This window comes from Stenotrophomonas sp. HMWF023 (genome assembly GCF_003060985.1).
In the GTDB taxonomy this organism is placed as follows: domain Bacteria; phylum Pseudomonadota; class Gammaproteobacteria; order Xanthomonadales; family Xanthomonadaceae; genus Stenotrophomonas; species Stenotrophomonas lactitubi.
Genome location: NZ_QAIJ01000092.1, coordinates 23,375 through 34,109, shown reverse-complemented (window position 1 = coordinate 34,109; position 10,735 = coordinate 23,375). Strand labels below are relative to the sequence as shown.

Annotated in this window: 8 protein-coding genes and 1 pseudogene; 3 read left to right on the top strand and 6 right to left on the bottom strand. The window is 65.8% G+C overall.

Annotated elements, in window-relative coordinates:
• The 4 genes and pseudogenes from DBR20_RS23725 to DBR20_RS04395 all read right to left on the bottom strand — a co-directional run.
• Positions 1 to 162: pseudogene (locus DBR20_RS23725) on the bottom strand (GNAT family N-acetyltransferase); the annotation flags it as partial.
• A gap of 78 nt (positions 163 to 240) precedes the next feature.
• Positions 241 to 825 (bottom strand): hypothetical protein, encoded by a 585-nt coding sequence (locus DBR20_RS04405; protein ID WP_108265324.1) that lies wholly within the window; start codon positions 823 to 825, stop codon positions 241 to 243.
• Positions 826 to 976: 151 nt separating this feature from the next.
• The gene (locus DBR20_RS04400) at positions 977 to 1,411 is read right to left on the bottom strand and encodes a tetratricopeptide repeat protein (protein ID WP_108265323.1); all 435 of its coding nucleotides are present in this window, start codon (positions 1,409 to 1,411) and stop codon (positions 977 to 979) included.
• Between the two features lie 160 nt (positions 1,412 to 1,571).
• Entirely contained in the window at positions 1,572 to 2,477 is a 906-nt protein-coding gene (locus DBR20_RS04395; RefSeq protein WP_089239508.1) for a LysR family transcriptional regulator ArgP, read from the bottom strand.
• A 140-nt stretch (positions 2,478 to 2,617) separates the two neighbouring features.
• On the opposite strand from DBR20_RS04395, the gene DBR20_RS04390 reads away from it, so the two are divergent.
• The 3 genes from DBR20_RS04390 to DBR20_RS04380 all read left to right on the top strand — a co-directional run bounded on the left by DBR20_RS04390 (position 2,618) and on the right by DBR20_RS04380 (position 7,458).
• The gene (locus tag DBR20_RS04390; protein ID WP_108265322.1) at positions 2,618 to 3,253 is read left to right on the top strand and encodes a LysE family transporter; all 636 of its coding nucleotides are present in this window, start codon (positions 2,618 to 2,620) and stop codon (positions 3,251 to 3,253) included.
• 167 nt (positions 3,254 to 3,420) lie between these two features.
• Positions 3,421 to 5,406 (top strand): S9 family peptidase, encoded by a 1,986-nt coding sequence (locus DBR20_RS04385; protein ID WP_108265321.1) that lies wholly within the window; start codon positions 3,421 to 3,423, stop codon positions 5,404 to 5,406.
• 66 nt (positions 5,407 to 5,472) lie between these two features.
• Positions 5,473 to 7,458 (top strand): prolyl oligopeptidase family serine peptidase, encoded by a 1,986-nt coding sequence (locus DBR20_RS04380; protein WP_108265320.1) that lies wholly within the window; start codon positions 5,473 to 5,475, stop codon positions 7,456 to 7,458.
• 55 nt (positions 7,459 to 7,513) lie between these two features.
• On the opposite strand, the gene DBR20_RS04375 is transcribed toward DBR20_RS04380, so the two are convergent.
• Positions 7,514 to 9,268, bottom strand: a complete 1,755-nt coding sequence (locus DBR20_RS04375; RefSeq protein WP_108265319.1) for an oligopeptide:H+ symporter — start codon at positions 9,266 to 9,268, stop codon at positions 7,514 to 7,516.
• A 97-nt stretch (positions 9,269 to 9,365) separates the two neighbouring features.
• Positions 9,366 to 10,514 (bottom strand): heparan-alpha-glucosaminide N-acetyltransferase domain-containing protein, encoded by a 1,149-nt coding sequence (locus DBR20_RS04370; protein ID WP_108265318.1) that lies wholly within the window; start codon positions 10,512 to 10,514, stop codon positions 9,366 to 9,368.
• Positions 10,515 to 10,735 lie beyond the last annotated feature (221 nt).

Genomic DNA, 10,735 nt, shown 5'->3' with positions numbered 1-10,735 from the left:
GCCGATGGAATCGCCATCGGCGATGCCTGCGGCCCAGCTCTCTTCGGTGATGCCCAGTTCGGCCAGCTGCGCGGCACTGAAGGCGTTTTCGCGGGTGCGCCCGCGAAGGTCGATGCAGGCAGCGGCATCATCGGGGAGGGCATCGCGGTAGTGGATCGTCATCTGGGAAACCTGTGGTCGAACGGAACCAGATGAGTGTGGACGACCAGGATGGAGATTGGATGGAGACGGTGGCGGTCTTCAATCACTGCCGATGGTGAAGTATTCCGCCGCGAAGTAGCCCAGTTGATAGGCCAGCGTCGATGCGGCCAGTACCAACTGCATGCGCGCGCTGCGCAGATGCCATCCCAACGCGGCAACGATGAGCATCAGCGCCGTGTGCAATGGGTACGCATCCCCCAGCAGCCGCCAGCGGCTTCCTCCCTTGATCGCGGTGTCCACAAGGTCCAGAAGCGTCAATATCGCGATCACCCCGAAGATCCAGCGCCGCCGCTGCATCAGGTAGTGGCCGTAACTGCCGTAGCCGCGCAGGTCGTCGGGAAACAGCAGCGCGCACAACAGGAACCAGGTCGCGCTGTAGGTGATCACGAACAGATAGGTTTCAAATGTCCATCGGTGCACTTCGACGAGGCGGAATTCCCACCACCAGAAGGTGACCAGCGACACCAGCGTCCACATCACCCAGCACAGGTGCAGCGCCGAACAGCCGCGCCGCTGGGGGTGCTCGATGATCTGCGCCAACCCCTTCAGCAGGGTGGTGATGGACAGGCCGAGGATGATCCCCATCACCACGCGGATATGCAGGAATACCGGTTCGGTTTCCATCGGCCAGCCCCATCGTCGGTTGCGCCGATCCTTGCATGAAAAGGGGACGGAGGGGATCAAGTCGTTTCCAGCCCGACCTCTCCATGGCTGAGACTCAACGAGTCCTGACTACCAAGGGCTGCATTCCCAAAGCTTGGCTGTCTTGGTGGTATCAAGGCGAAGTGAGGCCGTGCTGACGCAGCAAGGCAAGGTACTTCCCGCCTTCATCGTCAGCGTCGAATATGTCCTCGCCATCCAATGCATAAGCCCTGAGCAGGTACTCCAGCGCCTGATCCCGTTGTCCTTGAAGTTCATGACATTGGCCAACCCGATACAGGATGAAGGGGTTCGCATGACCGTCCGGACCATTCAGCGCATCCACGAAGTACTGTAGGGCTTCGGGGAAATGTCCTGACATAAAACTCGCGTCGCCAAGCGAGGCGCGGAGCCACGTGTAGGCTTCCCAATCGTTGGCAGGGGCAGGCAACTTGTCCAAAGCCTGCAGCCAGCAGCGCATTGCGCCAGCGTGATCATCGGCATCCATGCAGGTGTTTCCCTGCTCGGAGAGTTCAGTGACCTGCTCGTAGATGTCGTCAGGAAGCTCCATTCGGTTTGGCTCGCAATCAATGAACCCTCAAGCCTACGCGGGACCTCTGCAACTGTCGGCTGGCAATGACGCAATTGAATGTCGGGATCGCCCTGTTCCCGTATTCGTGAGCAGAAGGTTCGAAGCCGACCAAAGTCGGCATCCACCCATGCGCGTCCGCTCAGCGCCTGCGCTGCACCAGCGCCGAGGCGGCGTCCAGCACCGCCCGGGTCAGCAGGGCCATGGTCTGCACGTCGCCCTTCCAGTGCTGCCAGTACAGCGGCACGTCTTCCCACGCGCGCTGCCGCACGTAGACCAGCCGTCCTGCATCCAGATGGCGCTTCACCAGCGGCAACGGGTTCATCGTCCAGCCGAGCCCGCCGAGATTGGCCTGGACGAAGGCGCGGGTGGAGGGAATCCACCAGGTCGGCGCGGTGCTGGGCAGGTCGGCGCCGGCCATGCGCCGGGCAAAGCGCGACTGCATGTCGTCCTTGCGGTTGAACACCAGCACCGGTGCCTGCGCCAGTGCCTGCGCGGTGACGCCCTTGGCGAAATGGCGCTCGCGGAACTCCGGCGTACAGGTCGCGGCGTAGCGGATGCTGCCCAGCGCGTGGATCTGGCAGCCCTGCACCGGCTCGTCAAGGGTGGTCACCGCACCCAGCACAGTGCCTTGGCGCAGCAGCTCCACCGTGTGGTCCTGGTCTTCCACGCGCAGGTCCAGGGTGGTGCCGGTGCTCTGCGCGAACTGTTGCGCAGCCTGCGGGAACCAGGTCTCCAGGCTGTCGTGGTTGACCGCCACCGGGATGCTCGCCTGTGGCAGGTCCTCGTCGGCCAGGCCCATGCGGTGCAGGGCATCGTGCTCCAGCAGGGCGGTCTGCTCGGCCAGCTGCACCAGCAGCTGGCCTTCGGCGGTGGCGGTCGCAGGCGTGCCACGTTTGACCAGCAGCCGGCCGATGCGGTCCTCCAGTGCCTTGACCCGCTGCGAGATGGCCGAGGGGGTGACGTTGAGCGACTGCGCGGCACGGTCGAAGCTGCCTTCGCGGATCACCGCAGCCAGGGCCCGCAGCTGGGCATGGTCGATGCGCATGGCGATTAAGCTCCGCTAATGTTGGTTTAGTAAGTTTAGCTCGTCTTTTCTATGTTGCGGCGCGACAATGGCGCCCGTTCCGGTGCTGTCCGCCTTCGCGAGGCACCGCTCCCCCCAAGCAAGACAAGGTAGTGAATCCCATGTTCTCGGTCATCTCCGCCAGCACCGGCCTTGGTGCCTGGTTCAGTGGTGCGGCTACCGGCGTCGGCCTGTTTGCCGTGGTCGGCGCACAGAGCGCCTTCATCCTGCGCCAGGGCATCCTGCGCAAGCACATTGTGCCGGTGGTCGCCACCTGTGCGGCCATCGATGCGATCTTCATCTTCGCCAGCGTGGCCGGCCTGCGCACGCTCACCACGGCGCTGCCGTGGCTGACCACGGCCGTCCTCTGGACCGGCGTGGCCTTCCTGGCCTGGTATGCGATGAAGTCGGCGCGCCGTGCGATCGCCGGTGGCGGCGGCATGGGCGAGGCCGACAGCGATGACGGCAGCCGTCGCTCGGTGCTGCTGGCCGCGGTCGGCTTCTCGCTGATCAACCCGCACTTCTGGCTGGACATGATGGTGATCGGCTCGATCGCCGAGAACTTCGGCAATGCACGCATGGCCTTCGCGGCCGGCGTGGTCACCGCCAGCTGCCTGTGGCTGACCGCGCAGGGCCTGGGCGCGCGCCTGCTGGCGCCGCTGTTCACCAAGCCCAGCACCTGGCGTGTGCTGGACGGCACCATCGCCGTGATCCTCAGCACCCTGGCCCTCACTCTGGCGGTGCGCGGGGTCCATTGACCCGGCGCACGCCCCCCGAACCCACGTCCTGACTCTCTCTCCAAGGTAGTGGTAACAACGGCACCGGCAACGGTGCCGTTGTTTTTTGTGCCCACTGGCGGATGTGTCGCATGCCTGCCTAGAATCGGCCATCGTGGACAGGGTGTCCGAGGCAGGAAGGGGGAAGGATGCGCAGGACTGTACTTGCCGTGCTGCTGTGCACGGTCGTGGGAGGGGCGACGGCGGGGGCCGGCGTGGTCGATCTGGAGCGCTATCTGCGCCAGGAAGCGTTTACCGACATCAGGATTTCGCCCGGGGGCGAGTACGTGGCTGCCACGGTCCCGATCGAGGCGGGCACTGCGCTGGCGATCTACAGGATCGCCGACATGAAGATGGTCGGCACGTTCCGGCCGCCCCGCAACAACCATGCCCACACCTTTGATTGGGTCAGCAATGACCGTCTGCTGGTGGGAATGGCGCAGAAGTTCGGCGTGCTTGATCGCCCCGTGCTCACCGGCGAACTGTTCGGTATCAACGCCGATGGCAAGGGCGGTGAACTGCTGGTCGGCTACCGCACGGCTGAAACCGGCCTGGGCACCAACATCAAGGTCAAGCCGGCCGGCATGGTGGCCGCCTTCCTCACCGACGAATTGAAGGATGACGACCGCAACGTACTGGTTGCGGTAACACCGTTCACGGCCAACGCCTTCACCCAGCTGGAGCGGATGGACGTGAACACCGGTCGCCGCAATGCGGTGGTGCGGGCGCCGATCGCACAGGCGGCATTCACTACCGATGCCCAGGGTGAGGTGCGCTTTGCCTACGGTTCCGGCACTGACGAGACGAACAAGAAGCTCTATTACCGCGCAGGTGCCAGCAGCGAGTGGGTGCTGCTGAACGATGAGGCGCTGAGCCGACGCATCGAGGTGGCTATCGGCTTCTCTGCTGATGGCCGCCTGGCCTATCTGCAGACCGAGCAGGCCGAGGGACCCGATGCAATCGTCAGTTGGGACCCGCAGAGCAACGAGCGTCGGGTGGTACTGCGCGATGAGGTGGTCGATCCGCATCGGATCATCTTCCGGCCGGGAACCCGCGTGCCGGTGGGAGCCGAGTTCCTTGGCGACGTGCCACGGACGCGCTTCTTCGACGAAGCCTCGGCCGAAGCGCGCCTGTACCGCAGTCTCGAGGCAGGGCTGGGCGGCCCCGTGTACATCACCTCCAGTACCCGTGATGGGCGCACGGTGCTGGTGGAATCGCACTCCGCGCGCAACCCGGGCGACTTCTATCTTTACGACACCATCGACAAGAAGGCGCGCCACCTCATCAGCCGCAGTGACTGGATCGATCCGGCGCAGAGCGCCGTCGTTCAACCGGTCAGCCTGAAGGCGCGTGACGGGTTGGCGCTGCATGGCTTCCTCACCCTGCCGGCAGGCCAGCCGGCCACCGGCCTGCCCATGGTGGTGATGCCACATGGCGGGCCGATCGGGATCTTCGACGACGGAACGTACGACGTGGATGCGCAGATGCTGGCTGCTGCCGGCTATGCCGTGCTCCAGGTGAACTACCGTGGTTCGGCCAACTATGGGCGTGCGCACGCCCAGGCCGCGAAGCTGCAGTGGGGGCGGGCGATGCAGGACGATGTCACTGATGCCACGCGCTGGGCGATCGCGCAGGGCACGGCCGATCCGGCACGCATCTGCATCTACGGCGGCAGCTATGGCGCCTATGCGGCGATGATGGGGCCGGTGCGCGAACCCGGCCTGTATCGCTGCGCTGCCGGCTATGTCGGTGTCTATGACCTGCCGTTGATGTACGCCCGCGGTGACATCCAGGATGATGCGTCCGGATTGACCTACCTGCGCGAATGGGTCGGCCGGCCGAAGGAGCTGGCCGAGCAGTCACCGGTCAACCTCGCCGCACAGATCCGCGTGCCGGTGCTGCTGGCGGCAGGAAGGGAAGATCAACGCGCACCGGTGGTGCATACCCAACGCATGGAGGCGGCGCTGAAGCAGGCCGGCACGCCGGTGGAGGCGCTGTACTACAAGGCCGAGGGGCACGGTTTCTACAGTCCGGCCAACCGGCGTGACTACTACACCCGGTTGCTTGCCTTCCTGTCACGCAGCCTGGGCGGCGAAACCGCCAGCGCGACCGCAGGTGCTGACAAGGCGCCGTGAGGCAGACCCGCCGCGTCCTGCGGACCCGATGCCGGGCAGGGGATGCCCGGCTTCAAGGAGGAAGTCATGAAGCTTGCAAAGGCACTGGCTGCAGTGATGGCCATCTGCGGCGCGGGTGGGGTGGATGCTGCGGAGGTTTCGCTGGACGGCTATGTGCGTCGTGCGGAGTTCAATGACATCCAGCTCTCGCCCACCGGCGAATACCTGGCCATGACCTTGCCACTGGAAGGCGCGACCGCCGTGGCGGTCCTGCGTACCGACACGATGGAGCTGGTCGGCAATTTCCGGCCGCCACGCAACAACCATGCCGCCGAGGTCGACTGGGTGAGTGATACCCGCCTGCTGATCGGTCTGGCCGAAAAATGGGGTCCGCTGGACCAACCGAGGCCTACGGGCGAACTGTATGCCATCGACGCCAATGGCAAACGCGGTGATCTTCTGGTCGGCTATCGCGCCCGCCCGGATGAGCCCGGCTTCGTGACCGGGCGCGTGGTCGAGCCGGTTGCCGCCTTCCTGGCCGATCCGCTGCCTGCCGACGAACGCAATGTATTGATCTCGCTGTGGCCATTTGCCAACGACACCAATACGCGCCTGGAACGGATGGACGTCATCACCGGGCGCCGCATCCCGGTCTCGCGTTCACCGGTGCAGCGCGCGACGTTCACCACCGACAATCAAGGTGAACTGCGCTTCGCCCATGGCGCCGCCGCCGACAACGTCAACAAGCTCTACTACCGCGAAGGCCGCGATCGCTGGACGCTGGTCAACGACGAAGGCAACAGTCACCGCATCGAGCGCCCGATCGGCTTCTCTGCCGACAACCGCCTGGCTTACCTGGTGGTGGAGCAGGCCCGCGGCCCGGACGCGGTGGTCAGCTGGGACCCGGTCAGCGGAGAGCGGCGCACGCTGCTGCAGGACGATACCGTTGACCCTACCCGCGTGGTCTACCAGCCTGGTACGCGCGTGCCGGTGGGCATCCAGTTCGTCGGCGCTGTTACGCGCACGGCCTTCTTCGATGAGCAGTCGCCGACCGCCAGCATCCAGCGCAAGCTTGAAAAGGCATTTCCAGGTCAGGTGGTGAGCCTGCTCTCCGGCACCCGCGACAACGCTCGCCTGCTGGTGAAGGTGAGCTCGGCGACCAATCCCGGCGATTATTTCCTGTACACCACCGCCACCCGCAACGCCGCTTTTCTCACCGGCCGCCATCGCTGGTTCGATCGCGAGGGCGGCGCCAGCGTGCGCCCAGTCACCCTCGCTGCGCGCGATGGCCTGCCGCTGCACGGCTTCCTGACCCTGCCCAGGGGCAGTGATGGGCACAATCTGCCGATGGTGGTGGTCCCGCACGGTGGCCCGATCGGTGTGTTCGATGATGGTGGTTTCGAACGCGAGAACCAGTTGCTGGCCGACGCCGGTTACGCGGTGCTGCAGGTCAACTTCCGTGGCTCGGGCAACTACGGCCGCGCCCATACCCAGGCCGCTGCCCAGCAATGGGGCCGCGCGATGCAGGACGATGTGACCGACGCCACCCGTTGGGCGATCAGCCAGGGCATCGCCGACGGTGGACGCATCTGCATCTACGGCGCCAGCTACGGTGCGTACTCGGCGATGATGGGCGTCGTGCGCGAGCCCGGGCTGTACCGGTGCGCGGCGGGCTATGTCGGCGTGTACGACCTGCCGTTGATGTTCAAGCGTGGTGATATCCAGGATCGTGCGTCGGGCGTGACCTACCTGCAGCAGTGGCTGGGCGACCCGGCGACACTGGATGCGGTGTCGCCGGTCAACCTGGCGGCAAGCATCAAGGTGCCGGTGCTGCTGGCCGCTGGTCGCGAAGACCTGCGCGCGCCCGTGCAGCACACCGAGCGCATGGAGGCCGCGCTGAAGCAGGCCGGGGTGCCGGTGGAAGCGGTGTACTACCCGCGCGAGGGACATGGGCTGTACGGCGAAGCCAACCAGCGCGACTACTACACCCGACTGCTTGCCTTCCTGTCGCGCAGCCTGGGCGGTGGTACGGCAGCAGCTGCGACGGCTTCGAGCAAAGCCAAGGCACCCTGAAACAGATGCGGCGGCAACCGCCATGGTTGCCGCCGCAGCGACCCGCCAATGGGTGTTACTTCACCCCATGCATCATCCGCTTCAACAGCGGCGCAGCGATGAAGGCCAGCACCGCGCAGCCCAGGCCGATCCACATCAGCAGCCAGAACAGGTGCGCATAGGCGCCGGCGGCCGCGGCCATGTCCAGCGTCTCGCCTTCGGGCACGTCAATCGCCGCCAGCTTGCCGAACAGCGCGGCCAGTGTTTCCGAGAAGGCTGTCGCGAGGAACCAGGTGCCCATCATCAGGCTCATCACCCGCGGTACGGCCAGCTGGGTCACCGCCGACAGGCCCACCGGCGACAGGCACATCTCGCCGCTGGCCAGCAGGAAGTAGGCCAGTACCAGCCACCACACGCTGGCCATCTCGCCGGTGGCGCCGACGTGCTGCGCGGCCAGCGCCAGCGGCACGAACGACAGCGCGCCGATCACCAGGCCCCAGGCCGACTTCACCGGCTTGCCCGGCTCCCAGCCACGGCGGTCCATCCACGTCCACAACGCGGCGAACGCCGGTGCCAGCAGCACCAGGAAAAGGCCGCCCAGGTAGGTCAGCGAGCCGGCGGTCTGCGGGATCACCAGGCAGTCGCGCACCAGAAGCACCAGCATCAGCGCGACGATGGCGATGAAGAACATGCGCGGCGCGGACGAACCGGGGCGGCGTTCGGACAGGCGCGCACTGACCACGAAGCCCAGCGGTGCCAGCAGCAGCGAGATGATCGACCACGGCAGCGGCGAGCCTTCGCGGATCACCAGCGCCGGCACGATGTCCTTGGTCAGCAGGCGGTCGGTGAAGGTCACCCACGAGCCGTACGACTGCTCGTACATCGTGAAGAACACCAGCGCCATGAAGATCAGCACCATCAACGCGATCATCTGCTGGCGCTGCACCGGCGTGCACTTGCTGCCGGTGAACCAGGCGAACCAGACCAGCACGCCGCCCAGCACCACCAGCATCAGCATCAGCGCCAGGCTGATTTCACCGCCAAGCGCGAAGGCGCCGTTGCCAGCCGCCCACATCAGCCAGGCCACCGGCAGCACGCCGATCACCGCGCACAGGTAGATCAGCCATTCGCGCGGCAGGCCCAGCACCTTCTGCTTCAGCGTGGCCGGCTGCGGCGGTTCGGCGTGGCCCTGCAGGTATTTCTGGCCCCACAGGAACATCGCCAGGCCGGCAATCATGCCGATGCCGGCAGCACCGAAACCGTACTTCCAGCCGTAGACCTCGCCGAGGAACCCGCAGACCAGCGAGGAGAACAGGGCACCCAGGTTGATGCCGGCATAGAACAGCGAGAAGCCCGAATCGCGGCGCGGATCGTCCTGCGGATAGAGCTTGCCAACGATGGTGGAGATGTTTGGCTTGAGGAAGCCGACGCCCATGATGATCAGCGCCAGCGACAGGTAGGTCACTGCCAGCGCCGAGGTGTCGCGTACCACTTCACCATTGACCCGGTACGCCGCGTGGCCTTCGAAGGCCATGCCGAGATGGCCGAGCACCAGCAGGATGCCGCCGAACAGCACCGCCCGGCGCATGCCCAGCCAGCGGTCGGCGAGCATGCCGCCGAATACCGGGATGCAGTACACCAGGCCGCCATAGGCACCGAGCAGGTCCAGCCCGGCCTTGTCGCCGAACAGGTGGTATTTGGTCAGGTACAGCAGCAGCAGCGCCTTCATGCCGTAGAAGGAGAAGCGCTCCCACATTTCTGTGAAGAAGCAGACGTAGACGCCCTTGGGGTGGCCCAGGAAGTCGTCGGAAGCGATAGCAGTGGAATTCATCGCGGAATTATAGGCGTGTGCTGCAGGCGCGCGCCGGGTAGCGCCGGGCCATGCCCGGCGGTCCTGTGCAACGCCGGGCATGGCCCGGCGCTACCGTTCAGAGGTACCGCAACCAGGCCAGGTCGCGTCGCCGTGCCTTGAACCGCGCGAATGCCCGCGTCGGTGGATACAGCACCACCGCCAGCGCGCAGGCCACCAGCAGCAGGCCGGCCACCGAATCCAGTGCATACAGGCAACCGTGGGTCGGGCCCCAGGTCTTCAGCGCAGCCAGGTACAGCAGCTTCAGCACGTACAGGTGCAGCAGGTAGAAGAACATCGGCGCTGCGCCGATATCGGCCAGCGGCCGCAGCGCGCGCGCCAGCGGCGGCCACTCATACAGCCGCAACAGCAGCAGGCCCACGCCCAGTGTCAGCAGCAGGAACTGCAGCGACGGCGGGTACTTGGTGATGTTGAACACGCTCATCCACGTGCGCAGCGTGGTCTGCTGGTACTGCCAGGGTGCATCGCCATAGTCGTTGGCGAAACGCAGCAGGGCGAAGGCGGCCAGCGCGCCCAGCCCGGCCCACAGCAAGCGTTGCCGGCGCTGTTCCGGATCGCTGCCGGCGCCGAACCACGGCGCCATCAGGTAGCCCAGCGCGATCACCCCGATCCACGGCAGCACCGGGTAGGAGGTACGCAGGCGCAGTGCTCCCGCCTCGATCCAGTCGCGCTGGTGCAGCACTTTCCACAGCATCGCGACCGCGCCGTCGCCCTGCACGCGTACGCCATCCAACAGGTTGTGGCCAGCCACAAGTGCCACTGCCAGTACCGCCAGCACCGGCCGCGGCAGCCACAGCAGGCCGGCCAGCGCGATCATGCTCAGGCCTATCGCCCAGATCACCTGCAGGTACACCGTGTCCGGCGGCCACTGGAAGGTCCAGGCGAAGTTGACCAGGGTCAGTTCCAGCACCACCAGGAACAGGCCGCGCTTGAGCAGGAAGGCGGCGATGGCGCGGCGCGGGTCGGCCTGGCGCTGGCCGTACAGCCACGCCGACAGACCGGTGAGCAGTACGAACACCGGTGCGCACAGGTGGGCCAGCAGGCGGCAGGCGAACAGGGCAGGGGACACGTTGGCCGCGTCCATCGGGTCGCTCACCTGGTACTGCAGGAAGAACGTCTCGCGGACGTGGTCGAGCAGCATCAGCAGCATCACGGTGCCGCGCAGCTGGTCGATGGAGGCCAGCCTGGATGAGGCGGAAGGGGGCATGCAATGGGGCGGGTGCGGATCAATCGAAAGTTATAACATATCGTTTGCATGGTGCCCACTCGGGCTTTGCCGCATCGGTTGACTGGCGGTGCCGGTGCGGGCCTGTGTCTGTTCCATGCTCGGCCCCCATCCTTTGGCACGCTGGACTTGCTGTCCCCTGAACGCTAGCGTGGCAGGGATTTTTTGCCAGCAGGGGCTTTCATGAACCATGACGCTGCGCC